This window comes from Herbaspirillum sp. ST 5-3, assembly GCF_004804275.1.
Lineage (GTDB): Bacteria > Pseudomonadota > Gammaproteobacteria > Burkholderiales > Burkholderiaceae_D > Noviherbaspirillum.
On record NZ_STGI01000004.1, the window covers coordinates 482337 to 501776 of the forward strand.

Genomic DNA, 19440 nt, shown 5'->3' on the forward strand with positions numbered 1-19440 from the left:
AAGATTGCAGTTTAAACAGTCAAAAAGCCCATCGAAGTTGCAAATCTGGATAGGTTTTTTATCCAAAACGCGCATCGATTTAGGAGCGGAAGTTTAGCATATCCGCTCCAATTCATTCTGGACATTGCACGCGGACTCTCATCTTTTCCGCGATACAGCGATGGAGGCCTGCGTTGCTTCCTGAAACCACTGCTGCTCGCAGCCGTCGCCAGGAAAGGACTACTCCTCGTTTGGCGAGTGAAGGCCGAAGCGGCGCGCGACTAATACTGCCTGGGTGCGATTGACGACATCCAATGCACGGAAAATCGCCGACACATGAAGTTTGACGGTAATTTCAGCAAGCTTCAAACGCAAGCCGATTTCCTTGTTGGAGAGACCCTGCGAAAGAAAAACAAGAATTTCGCGCTGCCTCGGAGTCAGCATCAACAGAGGTTCTTCGCCAACCGCGTGGTCACCGCTCATGGTGATCCACTCCGGCTCCAGCAAATCGCCGGCCAACGCCCGCTGCACAATTTTCGCGATCGTTTCCGTCGAGACTGCCTTGGAAATAAATGCCTTGGCCCCCGCCTGCAATGCCGCATTGGCTTCACGGCGGTCCTCCGAAGCGGAGACCACGATGATCATCGCAGACGGACATTTGCGCCGAAACGCCGTCACCGCTTCCACCCCATTCAATCCGGGCAGGCCGGAATCAAGCAGTATCAGACCCAAATCCCGGATGCTGCCGGCGATGCTCAGACCTTCTTCAGCGGAACTCGCCTCCGCGACCTTGTCATCACCAACGATGGGCCGCACGAGATGCATGAGCGCCCCCCGATAGAGAGGATGATCCTCAACAATAAGCGCGTCTTTTGCCATGATCTTGTTTTGCAGAAAGTGTTCCATCCTGTTTGCCAGAATTGCGGACCAATCACCGATCCTGCACGTGATATTAGGGCATTTCAAACGAATGAAGCCGGAATTTGTTTAGCTCTGATTAATGTTTCTGTATTGCATTTAATTGTGGCGGTGCGGCAAGCACATCTCGCAAGTCAGCATCACGCGCGGGAAAACGATCACCGATCAATCATTCGGTCGCGCGGTCTTTGCCGGGTTTCATAAAATCTAGGATGCTCTCGACGCGCGCTGCGTAAGAGCCCATTTTGGCGGGAGGCGTCTGCAAGCTGCGGGCGCCCCCTGATGAAATGGACTCCAGGTCAATCAAGCTCGGCACCACCATCCGGATACCTCAATTGCAAAGCACTGCCTCGACGTAGCGCCACTACCGCGGGTTTCTACGCCAGAGCCTATGATGTCTACCGTGCCTTCACACAATCGGAACAATCGGTGGCAGGCCCTCATTGCCTGAAAAAATGGATTTCAACTTTCCGTATCTAGCGTAGAAATTTGGAAGGCTGCCACCTTGCTCTTCGCGTTCGCTCGAATCATTAACGAACACTAATCTTTGTCGACTTGAGCACCGATTCGCCGACAAACTCCTGGATGTGCCATTCAGCTTCAAACAAAGCTTCGCCAATGCGCGAAAGCGATCGGTCGTTATCAATTCGAGGAAAAAAATAAATATGGGCGTGTACAAATCGGCCGAGGCAAGCGACGCTCCAGCGCTTGCGGAATTACCAGATCCAAGCGCGACGCCCACAGACCGCTCTTCACCAGCCATCATGCATCAAAGCAGCCTGGCCTTGTTGCCAACCGAGCTCGCAGAAAAACTCTTCGACAACCTCATGCCATCCGAAACAATCGAAGACGGAACGAGTTCGCCTGCACGCATTCATCAGGCAATCATTGAATCTGCGCGCATGTCGCCACACCGCTTCAATTTCGCGACGGCATTTCAGACGGTGTCGCAAACATTCTTGCGTCGACGCCGGAGTACAAGACTGCCGGTGGTAACCGAAGAGGCGATTGCCCGCCATGCACGCCTTGACGACCAGTTGTTCCAGCAACGCATCGCCAAGTTGTTCGCGCGAGCCCTGTCGATCGAGGTCGCTTTCTATTCGCTCACAGCAGAAAAAAGCCGCATTGTCCTGACCGAGCTGATCGAGGCGGCAAGCCGTCCGGCCACGCCTTTGCAACATGTGCACTTAATTGCGAAGGGTGCCACGATCCCGATTTCCACGCTGATGGCAACGATCCAGGCCATGACGCAACAAGGGCGTAAAGACTTGAAGATCGGCCTCGATGCGAGGGGAAGAGGCATCGGCGAGGCCGGCGCAATTCTTCTTTCCGGTGCACTGCAAGACTCGCGCTGCAAGCTGGTTCACCTGGATGTGAGCCGCAACCTCATTGATGACGCCGGCGCGACAGCTCTCGCAGCAGCATTACAACATCCATATTGCAGGCTGACACATTTGGGCCTGAGCGGCAATGCCATCGGCGGAGCTGGAGCAATCGCTCTCACCAATGCGCTGACACATCCGGCTTGCAAGCTAACCAGTCTCAACATGTTCGTCAACCACATTGGCGATACTGGCGCCATCGCGCTTGCCGCAGCCCTGAAAGGTCCGAACTGCAAGTTGACTCACCTGGATGTGGGCGTGAACGATATTTCTGACGCCGGTGCGATTGCCCTTGCTGCCGCGCTGCGACATCCGGCTTGTCATCTGACCCACCTTGATTTGAAGGCCAATAATATCGGTGAGATCGGGACAAAATTTCTTGCCAGCGCGCTGAAACATTCACATTGCAAGCTTCACATTTGAATATGAACTGCAACAAGATCGGCAGGCCCGGGACGGCAGTCCTCGCCGAATTGCTCGCCGCGCATCCGGCACTGCCGATCAGATTTCATGATTTGTTCGATAACGAAAGCTGCAAGGCAGGCTGACGCTGTCCGGAAGCTCACTTCCTGCCCGCCACACATCAAGTCTCCGGAAAGTCTCCCCGTTTGATCTCGCTGCCTGCCTTTGCCGCGGCCGCCCGGGCAAGGGACGCCTCAATCGCATTGATCTGGGTATCAATATCAGTCTCCACCATACCGATATCGCTCGACAGAACGCAGCATCCCGCCGCGACTCTCGGGTCGCTCTCTACCACCAGGCTGCGCAGATTGGGGCAGACGTTCGCAAGGGTATCCGCCGATCGGCGCACGGCCTCATATTGCTCCGGGTGTACACGAATCGTTCCCTGGGTTTGATTACGCAAGGTGTGGAGCGCCTTGGAAACGACAATTCTGGCGCGCTCTGCATCATCGAATTCTGAAAAGATCTTGCGCATCGCGTTCACCACAACAGCAACCAATTCAACTTCCACCTCGGCGAGATAAGCGTCGCGCCGCGCGATCATGTCGAGCGTGATCCGGGTCTGCTTCTCCTGCGCTTGCCGGCTCCCTTCCGCGTAGCCGCGCGCTTCCTCTCGCACTGCATGTTCCCGTGCCGTGGCGATGATGGCGCGGGCATCCGCCTGCGCCAGCTCAAGGCATTGCTGCCCGGTTTTCCAAAGCCCAATCTCTTCGCGCCGGATGAGCTTTCCTTGCCTGGCTAGACGAACCGGTTGTCCGTCAAGAATCTGCTTGCCCATGTGGTCTCCAGTTCACGCAATGTCTTCATTGCCATGCGCCGCAATGTTGGCGCTTCGATGATGGTTGAATACGCGCTGGCCCCTGCCTGCGCCGGATCAGGCTGTATATCCGGCAGCATCAGTTGCACCCGTTCCCACAGCCCGGATTGATGCTGCTCGCATAATTGCGACAAGGCGGCATGGCCGGCGCCGCGTATGGCAGTCATGATGCGCTCCGGTCCATGACGCTGTGACGGACCAAGGGCGACCGCGCCCAACAAGGGTGCACGTTGCAGCATGAACCAGTACAGTGCATCGCCAAGCACCTGCTTGTATGCATCAACTTCCCTTTTATCGATGACTTGCCTTACCTCTTGCGCGGCAAAGAGGGCTCCGATGTGCAGCAGGAACGACTCCAGGCGACATGGCTTCAGCAGCACGATAGCCCACACCAGACGATCCGTCCCCGCATCCGAAGGGACTGCGACAAGCGCACGTTGCGACGCGACATAGCGCGACAGGAATCGGTGTGCACGCATGCTCACTTCTTTTGTCTGAAGCAGCGGCGGTAGAATTTTTTTCTTCCAATTCTCGTCCAGAGTTACGCTGGGACGCAGTGCCAAATCGACTGCGCGGCGCCCGCCAAGCTGCCACAGAGAGATGATGGACATCGATGCAATCCCTTTCATGCGCAGAGGCGTATGTTTCAATTTGCCGAGGAAATACGCAGGGCCTTCTTCAATCCAGCGATGAATTTGATTTTCCCGTAGTGGGGATCACGTGCCGCCAGATAGATCGCCATCCCCAACGCCAACAGGAATGCAATCGTAAAACTGGCGAACATCAACCATACCGAGGCAACTGAACCTTTCTCGACACGCAAGAACAATACATCGTCGAGATGCGGGGTCTGAGCGTCGTTCTGCGTGATTGCGGCCCCCACCAATACCACCGCCACCTTGTCCGGTGCCAGGCCCGGTATACTGTTCGTCGTAAGAGAACGAACCTGCGACACCACATTCTCGACGCCATACCCCGGCCGATATTTGAGAAACACGGCTGCAGAAGAAGGAACGACCGGCTCCCCCACTCCGCTGCGTTCCGGCAGGACGATGTGAACACGAGAGGCGATCACGCCATCAATGCGCGAGAGCGTAAGTTCCAGCTCCTGGGACAAGGCATACAGGTAACGCGCGCGCTCCTCCAACGGAGATGAGATCAGGTTTTCTTTCTTGAATACGTCTCCCATCGTCACCCGCCGCGCGTGCGGCAAGCCCTGCTGTTGCAACACTTCAATCGCGCGCACGACTGCTGATTGCTCGACACTGATGCTCACACCGGCCTTGTTGCTCGTCTTGTGTGCCTCTATCCCCGCATTGAGAAGCGCGCCCAGCACTTCATTGGATTCGCTCTCCAGCAAGCCGCCGAACAGCTCCACGTGGTTTCCACAGGCCGTCAACATCAGCGCGACGCACATGATCATCGCCGGTACGCAACGTGCATAAATACGTTGCATCAGGGACGCCAGCCGGCACCAGATATGACGAAGGACCCGATCGCCTTTCATGATGTATGCAACAAACTGTCAACTGCGGAATCGAGCTTCTTGACCCCGCCGGAAAAGAACTCGACTTCGGTCATCATCGACGTCATATTCACCATCAATTTCACACTTTCGAGCATGGAGAATTCTGTTTTTTGAGATTCAAGTTTCTCAAGCCTCTGATGGACTTCCTGCATCCTGCCGGTGACACTTTCATCGATTTTTTGCAGTCCTATCAGGATTCTGTCGCCCAGCCCCGGCGAGCGCATATCGCTTGTATAGAGTGCGTTGACGGGTTGCGCCGCGCTTCCGTCCGGCGCTGCCACCTGAAATGGCGATGTCGCCATGGTTTTTTCCATCCGCGGCATATCCGCCATCATGCTGGAAAATCCTTGCGCGTCACCTGTACTCACCTCACGCCGAACCGGCGCGTTCAGTGCACTCGGCGCTAATGCCGGCGAGACTGCGGCGGTCCCGCCTAGAGTCGTCATTGGATCCATGTTGTCTCCTTCAATGCAGGTCTACATTCGTGAGTCTTTAAGCACTTGCATGCAATGGACTGCAGCAGGGCCGGATTGGTATAACAAATCATTACGCAGTGCCCGAGCGTAGCGTCCGACCGATGACTGCGCATCACAGCAAGCCAACTGTTCAAGTACGAGCGAACATTGATCAAGACGGCCGGCGCGTAAGAAAGCGCGGCCGAGCAATGCCTTCATCTCCAGACTGTCCGGCATTTTCTCCAGTGCGTTTTCCAGCAGGGTCACCGCTTTGTGCGGATCGTCACTGCTCATGGCGAACAATGCCAGGCCTATCACCGGCAACTCGGCATCCGGCAGAAAGCGCTGCAAGCTTGTGAATATCAATTCCGACTTTGCACGATGTGAAGTAGCCATCGTACGAAAGCCAACTTCGGCCAATGCCTTCGCCAGTTCCCTGGGCAATAGTCCTTCCGGTGCCACGCCTCCGGGCCTCTCCACGGCAAATGTCGTTGAGGCGCGCTGTCCCTCCTCGACGCCACACACATCAGTGCTGCCGGCCTGGCCATTCATCAATATCGTCATGCCTGCATCTCCTCATTCGTATACGGTTCTGCTGCCGAGCAATGCGGTTTCTTTTCCGGATACTTCCGACGGCGCGTTGGTCGTCATCACCGCTGGCGACAATGGCGTTGACGAGGCCTGACTATCACGCCGCAACGACGACTTGTTTTCTATCCCGCCGTCCATTTTTTCCGGCGCGCTGTCGCCGATATTCACAATGCGCGGGGTAATCAAGAACAAGCGCTTGGTGTCGTCACTCTGGACGATATTGTTGCGGAACAATCCGCCTATGACCGGGAGATTCGACAATCCGGGTACGCCGGCAGTGCTGTTTGAATCGGCTGTCCTGTCGTAACCGCCAATCAACAAGCTCTGACTCTCCAGGATGGTGGCCTCGGTGCTGATGCTGCTTTGCTGGACGAGCGGCAGACTCAGGCCGGTTCTATTGACCAGCGCGCCGTCCTGAATATCGACCACCAGCCGAATTTCAGCCGGTGCCTTCCCACGGGAAATCACATGGGGCGCCACTTTCAGCATGACACCCGTGGTAACGGGGGTAAGGGTCGCCACGCGCTCGCCTTGCACCGGCACATAGAAGGTCTGGCTCAGGTCGATTACGGCAATCAGGTTATCGGTGGTAAGAACAAAAGGTTTGCCGACGACCTTCGCATCGCCCTTTGTTTCCAGGAGCTTTATCTTGGCAATCAGGGCTGCTGCCTGGTCGCCGACCAGGGTGACCGCATTGGTGTTGTAGCCGAGCGATAACGCGCCTGCGGCGGGCACCACTTCATTGTTACCCAGAGTAGCGCTCAGCTTGTGGTTGCCGGCAATCGTCCAGTCGATGCCCAGTTCATTGAGGCGCGTTTTGCTGATATCCACCGTCATCGCCTCGATTTCCACCAAGGCGACGGGGACGTCGATCGCTTCGATGAGCTTCTGGTACATTGCCAAGGCCTCGGGTGAATCCTTGATGATCAAGGCATTCAGCCGCGTATCTGTTTCGATGCTTGCACCGCTGTTCAGCTCGCCACCTATCACCCGGTCCGCGACGGCGTGTCTTGCATCTTCGCTGATGTTCATCATCGGCGTGCCGTTCGCCCCATCGGCCGAGCCGCCTTCACTCGGAGGCATCCCGTTTGCACCCCCACTCGTGCGCGTCTTCGGCGCTCCCGACGGCTGCCCGCTGCCTGCCAGGCTTCGCAGTATGGTCACAACGCCCGGAATGACGATCTTCGTCCCGCGTACGTCTACCGTACGATCTGTTGCATTTGCATGCTTCAGGCGAAACAAGGCGATTTGCTTGCCACCCGGCGTGACCCGGAGCGATTGCACGGTCGTATCTACCAGATCGATATACTCGCGCGGCCCCGACAGGAAAACCAGGCCGGGCTCGGTCATCGTCGCCCACCCGAACTTCGCGTCGAATACGCCCAGATCGATCATCGCCTGCTTCAGGTTGGGTACCGCGGCTTTTGGTACCGCCACCGTGCGGGTTTGCCATTCTGCTGCGCGGCTCACATACAGCGTCCCGTTGTAGTAAAACCAGGTCAGGCCTAGCGTCGATGTCACCTGATTGAGAAATTCCGACGGCGTCGGCGCATTCAAACGTCCACTCAACTTGTCGGAAATATCGCGCCCCAATTTCAGCCGAATGCCAAAATTCGCGCAAAAATCTGAGAGCACTTTGGCGACCGGCGTATTGGTCGCGTAGTACGCATACGCTCCGGTGTCGCGTGCCAGTGGCGCGGCATGCGCGGTTAGCGGATACGAAGCCAATGCAATCAACGGCAAGGCAAGCAACAGAAAACGGTGAAGCGACATTGCGCCTGCTGGAAACACCTTGGCGATCGCTGCCATTGCCCGCAAGAGGCAAATCCGGATGTCTATCGTTGCCATGACACGCTTTCGCTTTTCGGCGCCGGACGCAGGGCCCGCCGCCAGCGCTCGGCAGCGTTCAGGAACTGCGACACCGATGTTTCCATATCGAAGAGGGACGCGACGGGATCAAGTTCGCACTGCAGGACCAAGGCATCGGCCGCCGACGTTTGTGCCAAGGTATCCTGGTGTTTCTTCATTTGCGAAGTGGAATAACGCAATGCCGATTCCAGCAGGGTGCGGCGGAGAGATGTTTCGGCCGGCAATTCGATCAGCATGGTTTCGAGTACCAGGCGTCCGCCTGCAAGCGGATAGACGTCGAGTCGGCCACCGTCATAAGATAATGAGTAACGGCCATCGGTGCGCATGCACTCCCTCACAGAGACGCCCAGCCTCTCAAGCAGTAGCCGGAAATTTTTTGGCAATAGCAAGGTATCCACAAAACCGTCCCGTCCCACATAAGGAAATCCAGTGATCGAATCGCGCCGCCTGCTGGCGCAGCCTTACGCCGGCAGCCCGTCACGCATTTGCTCAAAAAAGATGCATTTACATTTTCTGCAAGATGTCCTTGATCATATCGTTGGCTTCCTTGATCAAGCTTGCGACAAGGGACGTTACGTTTTGCAAGGTCGCCAGCTCGGTTTGCATTCGCAGCAGCTCTTGCGGGCTGAGTTCGGTGGTACCGGAAAGAGAAGTCAGTATGTCTTGCATTCTAGTGTTGGCCGCATCCAAGGTGCCCGACATTTGGCTGTAAACCGCGGTTCCGGAGAATTGTGTGTTCGGCATGGTAAGACTCCTGTCATGAATGAAAAACCACTTGCTTGCAAACGTTCAGAAGACGGTTGATTCGACAAACTCTTCCGCAGCTTCTACAGCAGCCAGCAACTGCATCAACTGGCTGAATTCATTTCCGGAACATCCGCTCCTGAGTTTCGCCTCCAGTGCGTATCGTCCCCTCCTCAACACATTCAGTAACCGGCGAGACTCATCCTGCGACATGCCACCGTTTGAAAAATCTGCGGTGTGTTGCGTCTGCGTTAGTGATTGCATCTGACGTCTCCTATTGACAAAGCATGTCCGACATATCAACCTCCGCCGGCCCCTTGCATAAATCTCGGTGCGGATGGAAGCGGCTTCGTCATCTGCGCTAAGGCGTCGTGCAATTTCTCGTGACGCTCGTGTAACCGGCCCCCTCTTCTACCAGACGCTCCTCCAGATAGGCTCGAATGCGGGATATCCTGCTCCGCACTGTGCCAACCGGAATGTGCAAACAGGCCGCGGCTTCGGCATAGGACATCTCCTCCACTGCAACCAGAAAAATCGTCTCACGCATCTCCTCCGGCAGCATGCCAAGATGATGTTGCAGGCGCCCCAGAAGATCTCGCAGTGCCACCGCGCCGTGCGGATCGCAAGCGTAGCTCGCGTCCAGTTCCAGCACGCTTTCGTCCACCCAGCGATAGATGGCGCGCGGCGATTTGCACAAATAATTTGTTACGAGTTTCGAAGCGATTCCGTATAGCCAGGTGCTGATCTTGGAATCTTCGCGAAACTGGCGGATTCCTTTCACCGCCTCGAAAAACGCTTGCTGCATGATGTCTTCCGCCTCAGCCGGATCACGCACTCTCCGCAATATGAAGCGGAGCAGGTGTGCCCTGCGCTCGCGCACCAGCTCGGTAAGCGCGAACAAATTTTCTTCATGATCAGACTGACTTAATATTTGTTGTTCTATCGTGTCCATCTGCAATCCCGGAAAATTGAAGCAGGCATGCATCAGCCCGAGTTTCGGATCATCCCGCCTGGGCAGGATCACCGATCGTATTCAGTTCAGGCCATTCAATCTCATTCAAACGACCCGTGATGCAATCATCGGAGATGCTGTTTTCCGATGCACTAACTATTAGTGCCTGCTAATGAACATGAGCTGCTTTCGCCTCCACGCACGGCACGCTGGTTGCGCCTTGAAATGGCACATCGTTTGCTGCGAGAAAAGAAAGGCTTGCTGTGTATGCTGAAATGCGTTGCAGGCGCATGACGCAAGGATGACAATGCGTTTTGAATGCAGTTGAATGACATGCCTCGCCGCTTTACAGGAGGCGCCGTCTGACGGTTTGAGATGGGGTGCGTGGCGAAGAAATGAACCTGGTCCCGGCACTTGGTACTGCCGGAACCAGTTCAAGAAAGCACAGGGTGCGATGTGCTCAAAATTTCAGCCGGGCCGTTTTGAAGAAGGAATATTCTGACAGGCGCTATTCAAATCATGTCGCGCGGGCGTTTCACTCTAAGCTTCGACTGCGTTCCTGCCCTGCGCGCTTTTTCCTCAGCCAGCTCCTGCTCTATCTCCTGAAGATCCGCCTTGACCAAGGCCCGCGCTTTTTCACGCTGCCCAGTTCCCCCGCGGACTTCGAGGACGGCACGCACCTTGTCCGGGTCCAGTCCGTATTGACGATACAGATCATCGATCGAACCACGGTGCTGCCGCGCCTTGCCAACCATCCGCTCTGCTTGTTTCACGATGTCCGCGACCTTGGGATCATGAAAGTTTGACATAGTGATCTCCTTTTTCTGCGCTTGAAAATTTTATGCACAAGCATGCTTGTTTATATACGCCTTCAAGTCTTCAGCACGTTGCATCAACGTATTGAAGCCGCCGACGTCCCTGCAATAATGAATGACGGTTTCCAGCGACCCCAGCGCTGCGCCAAACTGGCCGGCGAGTAGCTGGCAATCTGCCACGCCCATCATGTGTTGCGGCGCCAACGGGTCGACTACCGCCGCCATCGAGTACGCCTGGATCGCCGCCTCGTAATTGCCGAGGCGCTGATGGCTGAGCGCCAGTCCATTGAGAAAACGCGGCTCCGTGGGGCGGTACACCGTCAGAAATCCAAAATAGCGAAGAGCCGCCTCGTACTGCCCCTGCGAGTAGTGGTTGAATGCCAGCCCGTACACCGATTCAAGCGTTTCCAGACTCAATCGCTGCGCCGACGGCAAGGCGCGCAGCTGTTCAATCAGCGCAGCCGTGGATGACTCATCGGTTCCCGCCGCCTTTGGATCGCTCATGATCAGCTCGCAATCTTGCTGTTAGTGTCATGCTGGAGCTGGATGAGGGCCTGCATTTTTTGCAGAAGGTCCTGCATGAGATCCTGCATCTCGCGCACCCACTCGGCCGCGTGTTCCGACAGTGCCTGATGCGTTGTTGCCAAGGCATCGAGCTTTTTGGAATCAGCCGTGTCCATGTCGGCTTCCCGCTTGAGTGGCGCAGCAGCGACATCACCTATGGAGCTGACCATCTGGCTCACGCCCATGCCCATTCCCGGCCATACCATGCCGTGTGCGGCCTTCCGTTTCGATAGCTCATTGAGCTGCGAGATTTGCTTGCTGATCGCGTCCATCTCGGCAGCGTCCTTGGGGGGGGTGGTCGCCAGCCCCTTCTCCAGGCCAGCCACCTTTTTATCAGCCGCAATGCTCTTCATCGACGACCTTAGTCCGTACGCATTGCACGCGATCCCGAGGGCGCCGGCGGCTATTCCCATCGCGCCGTTGATGATAGCGGCCTTGAAGCTCTCTTCCGCCGCATCCTTCAATTTTTGCGCGGCGCTCAGCAACACCTCAACCTGGGCCCGAAGCTCGCTATGGCGTATGGCCTTCTGGGCCTGGCGCGTCTTGCTCGCAAATTCGTAGAGCAGCTTCATGACGTCTTCGATATCCGTCTGCGAATGCTCGAAAACCAAACCCAGCTCCAGGAGATGCGCCTGCGAGAGTCCCCCCGTGGAATTCGGCGGTGCCAAATCAAACTCGGCGGCCGACGAGGGTGGAGGCGGTGTCTGATCGGATTGCCCGCTTTGTGACGCAGGCATGCCCGGCTCACCGATGCCATTGAGATAAAGAATATTCTGAGTGTTTGTAACGCTGCTAACCATGTTTTCCTCCGTTATTCAAACGTGAGGCAGGTGAGAAATTCCTTGCGGCCACCGAGGCCCTTGCCACATTTTTCCCGTGGAGAGATTTCCCGCCCCGCCCTTTGAACCACTCTATTCATTTGCAGATGCATTACACGGTAGAGCCTGTCGAACCGATGTTGTCGATCAGCTGCAAGTGCGTCTCGCTATTCGTCGTGAGCATGCGGATACAGTTACTCATCATTTCCTCGACCGCTTGCATGATCTTCTTCAAGTCCTCACGCCCCTCTTCCATCAGCTTCTGCAGTTTGAGCAGCAATGCCTCCAGCTCCTTTTTATTCGCCATGGCCTTATCCGCCAAGTGCTGAGCCTCGGCAGCCTGGATTTGCATGGCGCCGTGGCCCACTTGGGTCGTACCCGCGGCAATGCCCGATCCTGCTTGCATCGCCCTGCCGACCTTCATCGCCATTGCCGCAAATTTGCTGAGCTTGTCCACTGCCTGCGTCACCGCAGCACCACCTGTCATGACGGTCGCGACCACCATCAAGGCAAGAGACATGGCGATCGTAAAAGCCATGTTCAGCCACATCGCGGTGTCCTTCGAGGCGCCAGATAGTTCGGCGATACCACCTGCCAGATTCCCCATCAGTTGCGAATCGACGGCAAGAGCAGTGCCGCCCGTGACGACAGTGGCCGCCACGGTAGCGAGGATCTTCCCGAGAGATTTAGCCTTCTCCTCATCCATGCCGAAACTGACAAGCATTTTTGTCATGAGGTCGGATAACCACGCAGACGGCTCCAGCGCCGGCCCGCCGCATTCCTGGCTGATCGCACTCGCCAGAGACAGCGTCGTCCCGGCAAGAAGAATGACGGAAACCGCCAGCAATGGCGCGGCAGCGCCACCCGTTACCGCTGTAGCGACCGCGGCAAGCGCAGTGCAAATCGCGGCGGCGATAAAGGAGAAGATCTTGGTGAGCCAGCCAAAAATGCCGCCCGCCTTGTCCTTCTCGAGGGCATCCTTGCTTTTATCGATCCACTCCTGGATCTTCTTCATTGCGCGATCGTTGATGTCTTCCGTTTTCTTGCGGTCGATTTCCAGCCCGTCCTTGCCGGTCTTGATCTGCTCCTCGAAGGTCTTCGATCGCAAGGCGGTTAACAGGATGGCCATGTCATCCGTCGTAAAACCAAGTGTCGGCAAATCCAGTTCCGGCGCATCCGCCGACGAACCCGTGCCCTTGTCCAGATCAACTCTCTTTGTCAACACGACCAGCTCGTCCAGCAGTGCCGTCGAATCAACTCCACCCTCGTCGCCGGACTGACCGGCGCCAATAAGCGCCGAGACATTGCTTATATACGGCGTGGTGGCGGAACTGTTACTTACTGTTTGCGTCATGATCTCCCTCTCTGTCTTTCGATCTGCGCCCGTTGGCGACCAGTGAATCGAGCATCGCCTGCGCACGCGCCTTCAAGCTTGCATAACGCTCATCGCGAGACTGCAGAATCACGAATCCCAAGGCCTCTTTCGCATCGTCCAAACGCCCTAGCGGGATCATGCATTCCGCAGTATGAAAGGTCGGTACCGGATCACGCATATCCATGACCGAAGCAAGCGAGTAATACTGAATCGCGTCCTCATAATGCTTCAACATATGCAGGGTGGCGGCAAAGGCGCTGACATAGCGCCGCTCCCACTGGTTATGGATGACCAGGAAACCGAACGCTTTCATGGCATCCGAATAACGTCCCTGCTTGTACAAATTCGAGCCAAGCGTGTACACCACTTCGTAATCCGTCTCGGTGTAGCCGTACACATCGCCCAAGGTGCCGCCCTTGTTGAACAGCTCGAGCACTTGCTCGGCGAGTTTTTCGACCGGAAATTGCATGCTTTGCATATCGACCTTCCCTGTTTTTCCGAGGACTTGCTTCCTTTCCGCATCGCGTAATCGTCGTGCTACGCCAGGTTACGAATAATGGAGTCCAGCACGTCCGAGTACTTCTTGATGAAGTTGGACATGATGTCGAAGCCCTCGTTGCGTTTATTCATCACGCTTTGCAGACGCAGCGTATCCATCTGTTGCAGATTGCTGAGAGCGTCGATCGTGCTCTTGAGCTTGCTGATGGCACCGTCGACGTCGCCTTTGGTCCGGTCGCCACACATGCCGTGCCCTTGCCAATTAATATGGTTGGCACTTCCCCCCTCATTTGTATCTCGCTGTCCCATAGGGGTATTGAACAGATTGTCTACGCCAGCAGCCGTCAATGCTTCATTGACGTCCGTCTCCAGCTGGTAATCACCTGCGCTCCAGGGGCCTTCGCCTCCTACTGCATCTCTGACCTTGTCACCCGGTTTGGCATCGCTCGCAAATTTGGCTTGAATCGCCGTGACTGCACTGAGTGCGGTATTCAGGTTGGCGATAGCTTGATTGCGCTTATGGATTTGCTCGGCCTGCTGCGTGACTACGTTATCCAGTTCGCCCACGCGTTCCTGCTGGACCAACAGCATCCACTGCTCCACATTCAGCGTCGACTGGAGTTCAACGCCGTCGACTTGAACAAATTGCGATCCCATGGTGATGCCAATATCATTAGCCATGATTTACTCCTCCGCTTTTCCTGCGCCTCTGCGCAAAACACCCCAAGTATTTAGATCCTCATCCCTCTTGTGCCGCCCTTGAGTGAGGCTGCAATCAAGACAACATTTTCGAAACCGAACCGGCGAACCTGTTTCTTGCCGCCCGTTTTACAAAGCCTGTAGTGGAAGTTTTATAAATTAGGTTCCATCCATCACGGGGCGCCGCGCCTCTTTTTTGAGCAGTGCCCGCGCCGCCTGGACATTCGGGAGCGACCAGCCAAGGAAGATCGGCCTTGGAGTCTCGCAAGGTCCGAAAGCCGCCAATTGTTAACTGTTGTTAATGCCAGCCGACCGAACTCTATTCATTTTTCTTCCACCAAGCGCCTATCAGTCAACCAGGCAATGCCATGTCCGCTGCTAACATAAACGGCATACCGACCTTCAGCACCGTCCGGGTAGGACTCGCTGACGACGCTCAATCCGCGCCATCGCACTACGATGGTCTTTCGGCACAGAGCACCGGTATTGCCGGCCAAAAGTTCAATCTGACCGACGCGGTAGAAGAGCTTGGATTCGCGCACCAAGAACGTGCTGAAGACAAGAAGCTGGACGAGTTCGAACTGTCCCATCCACACTCGGATGTCATCGAGCGGGCAGCCAAGATAGAAGAATTGCTGCAGACCCTGGGCAAGAACTCCAACGCCGAGGACGCCGCAAGCTTCGCGGCGCGACTGATCGACATTGCCGGCCAACGCCTGTCCCTGCTCGCGGCCGTGCGCAACTTCAGCCGCGATCCAACCCGGCAATACCTGGCGCTTGGGCATGCCTATCACATGGCACGCGCCAACGGAAGCAGTCCGGACGTCGTCGAAGCTTTGCGCGACGCCATCGACAGACTGAACGAGCTGCACGCACCCACGATCAGCGCCGATATCAATACCGCTGCAGAAGCCACGGCCTTCAGCACTGAGCCGGCCGTGGCAGACGTGTTTCGTGCCACTTATCGGGACGCGGTATTGGGGCAAGCCACGTTCTCTGCCACGCTTGCCCTGGTGCTCGAACGCTTCGGCGACGAGCTTGAACGTGGCGTCGATCTGTTACGCAAGGCCCTTGGCTCCGACCTCGCATCGATCAGGCCATCGTCCGAGCCGGAGCGCCTGCACGCCATTCTTCAGGACCTGTATCAACTGTCGACAGCCGTCGCTGTCCTGCAACGCTGCCGCACCATTGTGGAATGGCTGAAGCGGGCCTATCCAGTGCTGGACCTGAAGCCCGCTGTGCTCATGACGGACCTGGTGAAATTCACTGCGGAGCAATGGATCGAGAGTCACTACGTCCTCCAACTAATACGAAAGTATGGGCTAGACATAATCGATGAAAAATCGAATGATGCCGCTAGAGGGTCAAAGAACGGATCGCAGCAATCGAATGCAGAGGAACAGAACGAAGAACAGCCGGATGAAGATAGCCGGGCCGAATTGGATGACGATGAACCGAAAGCCCAGATTTTATTTTTGAATGGCGTCCTCGATATTCTGCGCAGCCTGCCGACGAAGATATTTTCCGGTGACGAGCAAAGGCTGCAGAGCATCGCGGCAGTACAGCAGTTGATCGATAGTTTACTTCTGGCGGAGGTGCAATGAATACTGGAGCCATGTCCTCGTCAGGTAACCCGCTGAGCTGGGTACCGTATGGTACGGAAAGCATGACGTTCGATCTGGACAATGGGCGCTGGCTGACATTGGATAAAACAGTGGATGAAGAGCACATCATGAGCCTGTTTGCGCCGTGTCCATGGACACTCTTCGAAGCAGCCGAGCAAGGCCTGCGCAATATCAGTCTGCGCAAGCGACCTGCCCCGGCGATTGCTCTGGGCGTACACCGGGATGCGCTGGTGCTCAGCACGACTCTGGGGCGCAGCCCACCGAATACGACAGTACTGGAGGCAGCGATGCTGTCTCTGATGCGATTCCTCGAAATCTGCCTCAGATCATAAGAATCTATTTCATCGTCGTTGGCTGATTGCACTCGACATTGCAAGGAAAACGTGAATGGTTCTGTCTCCCGTCAAGAATAGTCTCGGAACCGATCCGGAGAGCATTTTCTCCGAGCGAGGCGTGGAAGGCATGCTGCCCGGCCCGGAGCATGACTTCAGGCTGCCGGACATCAATTTGCTGCAGCCGGCAGAAGTCGTCATTGCGTCGCAAATCGACCGGCTGCTGGGCCGCGCCAATATCGAAGACATCGTGCTGACAGCAGTTCAACCGCAGGTATTGAATCGCATGCTGTTGCGGCCGGAGCGCTTTAACGCGACCCTGGAACATGCACTGGAAGCACTGGCCCATCGACATCACGACGAAGAAACCACAGCTCTTCAGTTGGCTGCCCGCGCGCAAACCGTATTGCAGGAAGAAATCGGCTTGCGCAAGTTACTCGCGTCATTCCGCAACGCTTTGCTGCAAGCTTAGGGAACCTTATGAAAACTTTGAGCCCACAGTGCATCGAGGCGCTTCAGATACTGTCCCATCAGTATCTGCGTCAAGGCAAGGCCGATCGCGCGGAGCCTTTGCTGGAATTGTTGTCAGCAATAGAACCTGTCAACAACGAAATTCGACTGGCCCTCGCTTATGCGTTCTTGTGCAATGACAGACCGGTCGAGGCGCTCAAGACACTGAGTGCTCTCCATGTTGCGCGTCATTCGATCGCGCATTTCCTGCGTGGCCGAGCGTTGGCACAAACCGGAAAGACCCAGGATGCGCGTACCGAATTCGCGCGTTACAGCATGCTGCACAAGCAGGCAGCACTCCGCTCTATGCCGATCAAGCCGGTTGGCACCCCAACCATTATGAAAAGGCCATAGCGATGGAACGCCTACTTCAAACATCGCAGCGCCTGGTCCTGGCAGCGTCTCAGCGAGCCGACATCGTATTTGCCGTCATCCTGATTGCGGTCGTGTTCATGCTGATCCTGCCATTGCCGACCGGCGTGGTCGATGTATTGATCGCACTGAACATTGCCGCGTCCGCGCTGTTGCTGATGGTGGCCATGTACTTACCCAATCCGTTGGAATTCAGCTCGTTTCCGTCGGTGCTGTTGATTACCACCCTGTTCCGCCTGGCGCTCTCGATTGCGACCACGCGCCTCATTCTGCTGCAAGCGGATGCGGGACATATCATCCAGGCCTTCGGTGATTTTGTCGTTGGCGGCAATCTGGTGGTCGGCATGGTGGTGTTCCTGATCCTGACCATCGTTCAATTCATTGTCATCACCAAGGGCGCGGAGCGCGTTGCCGAGGTTGCTGCCCGCTTCTCGCTCGATGCCATGCCAGGCAAACAGATGTCGATTGACGGCGACATGCGCGCCGGGATGATCGACAAGAACGAGGCGCGCGACAGGCGCGCCAAGGTGGAAAAGGAAAGCCAGCTCTACGGCGCCATGGATGGGGCGATGAAGTTCGTCAAAGGCGATGCGATTGCGTCCATCATCATCGTTGCGGTCAACCTGATCGGCGGCCTGCTCATCGGCACCATGCAACACGATCTCAGTGCTGGGGACGCGATGCGCGTCTATTCGGTGCTGACCGTTGGCGACGGATTGATTGCCCAGATACCAGCATTGTTTATCGCGATTACCGCGGGCATCATCGTCACCCGCGTCACCAATAGCGACAATACAAAGAGCAATATCGGACGTGACATCTCCAATCAGATCCTGGCGCAGCCGCGAGCGCTGCTGCTGGTCGCGACGATTCTGTTCGGATTCGCGTTTGTTCCCGGCATGCCCTCGACGGTGTTTGCCGCGCTCGCGGTTGCGGCCGGCGGCGTCGGTTTTGTATTGTTCAGGACCTCGAAGCTCGTCATGACGGACGACAAGGGAAAACCCGTGCCGGCGATGGCGCGATCTGGCGACCTGGCACCGACCCGGCCGGAAAATGCAGAGGAAAATTTTTCCTTGACCGTGCCCTTGATGATGGACGTGTCGCAAGAACTGGAAGCGCTATTCGAGGCCGAGTTGCTCAACACCGAATTGCTGAGCGTGCGCAAGGCGCTCTATTTCGATCTGGGCGTGCCGTTTCCCGGAATTCATCTGCGCTACAACAAGAATCTGCCTCCAGAAACCTATGCGCTTCTGGTTCATGAAATTCCGGTCACGCAGGGCCGCATACGACCGGGCTATGTACTGGCACGCGAGGCCGACAAGACGCTGACCGACCTGGGCATCCCGTTTGAAGAAGACAAGTTGTTCCTGCCTAATATTCCGACACGCTGGGTGGCGGCGGAGTACAGCGAACAGCTGCGCACCTATAGCGCGCAATTCATGGAGCCGCTGCAAATCCCCATTCATCACATGGCGATCGTGCTGAAACGCTATGCCGGCGAGTTTATCGGGGTACAAGAGACACGCTTCCTGATTTCGAAGATGGAAGAGAAATTCCCTGACCTCGTGAAAGAATTGCAAAGGCTGATGTCGCCGCAAAAAATCGGCGAGATCCTGCAGCGACTGGTTTCGGAAGGCGTTTCGATTCGAAACCTTCGCGGCATTGCGGAGGCGATGATCGAATGGGGACAAAAAGAAAAGGATTCGGTCTTGCTTACCGAGCATGTGCGAACAGCTCTCAAGCGCCAGATTTCCTATAAGTGCGCATCCAAGCAGTCCTTGCTTCCCGCTTACATGCTCTCGCCCGGCGTCGAAGATGCGGTGCGCAATGCGGTACGGCAGACGTCGGCCGGCAGCTATCTGGCGCTCGACCCGGCGTTGTCGCGTGCCATTGTCCACAACATCAAGCGTGCGGTCGGCGATTTGTCGGTGGTCAGTCAGTTGCCGGTACTTCTGACCAGCATGGATATACGGCGTTATGTTCGCAAGATCATAGAACAGGATTTATTCGAGCTGAACGTCGTCTCGTATCAGGAACTGTCCCAGGAAGTGAATATTCAACCTCTGGCGCGCATCGACTTGCACAGCACGCCCGAGCCTGTACCGTGAACCACTGTATTGCGCGACATTTGCCCG

23 protein-coding genes are annotated in these 19440 nt (G+C 56.2%); 6 read left to right on the top strand and 17 right to left on the bottom strand.

Annotated features, from left to right (window positions below):
• Positions 1-219: 219 nt before the first annotated feature.
• A complete protein-coding gene (locus tag E6W33_RS11365; protein WP_136417398.1) occupies positions 220-885 on the bottom strand; it encodes a response regulator transcription factor in 666 nt (221 codons plus the stop codon).
• A gap of 677 nt (positions 886-1562) precedes the next feature.
• Here E6W33_RS11365 and E6W33_RS11370 point away from each other — a divergent pair.
• Positions 1563-2702 (top strand): hypothetical protein, encoded by a 1140-nt coding sequence (locus E6W33_RS11370; RefSeq protein WP_136417399.1) that lies wholly within the window; start codon positions 1563-1565, stop codon positions 2700-2702.
• Positions 2703-2862: 160 nt separating this feature from the next.
• Here E6W33_RS11370 and sctL read toward each other — a convergent pair whose 3' ends face one another.
• The 16 genes from sctL to E6W33_RS11450 form a co-directional block, all read right to left on the bottom strand.
• Positions 2863-3519: a type III secretion system stator protein SctL gene (gene sctL / locus E6W33_RS11375; protein WP_136417400.1), complete on the bottom strand. Its 657-nt coding sequence runs from the start codon at positions 3517-3519 to the stop codon at positions 2863-2865.
• Entirely contained in the window at positions 3480-4187 is a 708-nt protein-coding gene (locus E6W33_RS11380; RefSeq protein ID WP_348983158.1) for a SctK family type III secretion system sorting platform protein, read from the bottom strand. The genes sctL and E6W33_RS11380 overlap by 40 nt, the downstream gene beginning before the upstream one ends.
• Before the next feature lie 17 nt (positions 4188-4204).
• Positions 4205-5065, bottom strand: a complete 861-nt coding sequence (gene sctJ / locus E6W33_RS11385; protein WP_136417402.1) for a type III secretion inner membrane ring lipoprotein SctJ — start codon at positions 5063-5065, stop codon at positions 4205-4207.
• Positions 5062-5541 (bottom strand): hypothetical protein, encoded by a 480-nt coding sequence (locus tag E6W33_RS11390; RefSeq protein WP_136417403.1) that lies wholly within the window; start codon positions 5539-5541, stop codon positions 5062-5064. Before E6W33_RS11390 ends, sctJ begins: the two co-directional genes overlap by 4 nt.
• A gap of 21 nt (positions 5542-5562) precedes the next feature.
• A complete protein-coding gene (locus tag E6W33_RS11395; protein WP_136417404.1) occupies positions 5563-6105 on the bottom strand; it encodes a tetratricopeptide repeat protein in 543 nt (180 codons plus the stop codon).
• A 12-nt stretch (positions 6106-6117) separates the two neighbouring features.
• A complete protein-coding gene (sctC, locus tag E6W33_RS11400; protein ID WP_136417405.1) occupies positions 6118-7980 on the bottom strand; it encodes a type III secretion system outer membrane ring subunit SctC in 1863 nt (620 codons plus the stop codon).
• The gene (locus E6W33_RS11405) at positions 7968-8327 is read right to left on the bottom strand and encodes a CesT family type III secretion system chaperone (protein ID WP_136417406.1); all 360 of its coding nucleotides are present in this window, start codon (positions 8325-8327) and stop codon (positions 7968-7970) included. The genes sctC and E6W33_RS11405 overlap by 13 nt, the downstream gene beginning before the upstream one ends.
• A gap of 178 nt (positions 8328-8505) precedes the next feature.
• Positions 8506-8745 carry an EscF/YscF/HrpA family type III secretion system needle major subunit gene (locus tag E6W33_RS11410; RefSeq protein WP_136417407.1) on the bottom strand — a complete coding sequence of 80 codons (240 nt, stop codon included), beginning with the start codon at positions 8743-8745 and terminating at the stop codon, positions 8506-8508.
• 45 nt (positions 8746-8790) lie between these two features.
• Positions 8791-9009 (bottom strand): hypothetical protein, encoded by a 219-nt coding sequence (locus E6W33_RS11415; protein WP_136417408.1) that lies wholly within the window; start codon positions 9007-9009, stop codon positions 8791-8793.
• A 97-nt stretch (positions 9010-9106) separates the two neighbouring features.
• Positions 9107-9697, bottom strand: a complete 591-nt coding sequence (locus E6W33_RS11420) for an RNA polymerase sigma factor (RefSeq protein ID WP_168798611.1) — start codon at positions 9695-9697, stop codon at positions 9107-9109.
• Positions 9698-10209: 512 nt separating this feature from the next.
• Entirely contained in the window at positions 10210-10506 is a 297-nt protein-coding gene (locus E6W33_RS11425) for a hypothetical protein (RefSeq protein WP_136417410.1), read from the bottom strand.
• A 30-nt stretch (positions 10507-10536) separates the two neighbouring features.
• The gene (locus tag E6W33_RS11430; RefSeq protein ID WP_136417411.1) at positions 10537-11016 is read right to left on the bottom strand and encodes a SycD/LcrH family type III secretion system chaperone; all 480 of its coding nucleotides are present in this window, start codon (positions 11014-11016) and stop codon (positions 10537-10539) included.
• A gap of 2 nt (positions 11017-11018) precedes the next feature.
• The gene (gene sctB / locus E6W33_RS11435; RefSeq protein ID WP_136417412.1) at positions 11019-11876 is read right to left on the bottom strand and encodes a type III secretion system translocon subunit SctB; all 858 of its coding nucleotides are present in this window, start codon (positions 11874-11876) and stop codon (positions 11019-11021) included.
• Between the two features lie 130 nt (positions 11877-12006).
• Positions 12007-13248 carry a type III secretion system translocon subunit SctE gene (gene sctE, locus E6W33_RS11440; protein ID WP_136417413.1) on the bottom strand — a complete coding sequence of 414 codons (1242 nt, stop codon included), beginning with the start codon at positions 13246-13248 and terminating at the stop codon, positions 12007-12009.
• Complete coding sequence (locus tag E6W33_RS11445) at positions 13229-13738, bottom strand: SycD/LcrH family type III secretion system chaperone (protein WP_211097304.1); 510 nt, start codon at positions 13736-13738, stop codon at positions 13229-13231. The genes sctE and E6W33_RS11445 overlap by 20 nt, the downstream gene beginning before the upstream one ends.
• 68 nt (positions 13739-13806) lie before the next feature.
• Positions 13807-14448 carry a hypothetical protein gene (locus E6W33_RS11450; protein WP_136417415.1) on the bottom strand — a complete coding sequence of 214 codons (642 nt, stop codon included), beginning with the start codon at positions 14446-14448 and terminating at the stop codon, positions 13807-13809.
• Positions 14449-14834: 386 nt separating this feature from the next.
• On the opposite strand from E6W33_RS11450, the gene sctW reads away from it, so the two are divergent.
• The 5 genes from sctW to sctV all read left to right on the top strand — a co-directional run bounded on the left by sctW (position 14835) and on the right by sctV (position 19413).
• Positions 14835-16070, top strand: a complete 1236-nt coding sequence (sctW, locus tag E6W33_RS11455) for a type III secretion system gatekeeper subunit SctW (protein ID WP_136417416.1) — start codon at positions 14835-14837, stop codon at positions 16068-16070.
• A 62-nt stretch (positions 16071-16132) separates the two neighbouring features.
• Positions 16133-16423 carry a hypothetical protein gene (locus E6W33_RS11460; protein ID WP_168798612.1) on the top strand — a complete coding sequence of 97 codons (291 nt, stop codon included), beginning with the start codon at positions 16133-16135 and terminating at the stop codon, positions 16421-16423.
• A gap of 55 nt (positions 16424-16478) precedes the next feature.
• Positions 16479-16895 carry a hypothetical protein gene (locus E6W33_RS11465; protein WP_136417418.1) on the top strand — a complete coding sequence of 139 codons (417 nt, stop codon included), beginning with the start codon at positions 16479-16481 and terminating at the stop codon, positions 16893-16895.
• An 8-nt stretch (positions 16896-16903) separates the two neighbouring features.
• Entirely contained in the window at positions 16904-17287 is a 384-nt protein-coding gene (locus E6W33_RS11470) for a tetratricopeptide repeat protein (protein WP_136417419.1), read from the top strand.
• Positions 17288-17289: 2 nt separating this feature from the next.
• Positions 17290-19413, top strand: coding sequence for a type III secretion system export apparatus subunit SctV (gene sctV / locus E6W33_RS11475; RefSeq protein WP_136417420.1), 2124 nt, complete (start codon positions 17290-17292; stop codon positions 19411-19413).
• The last annotated feature ends 27 nt before the right edge of the window (positions 19414-19440 follow it).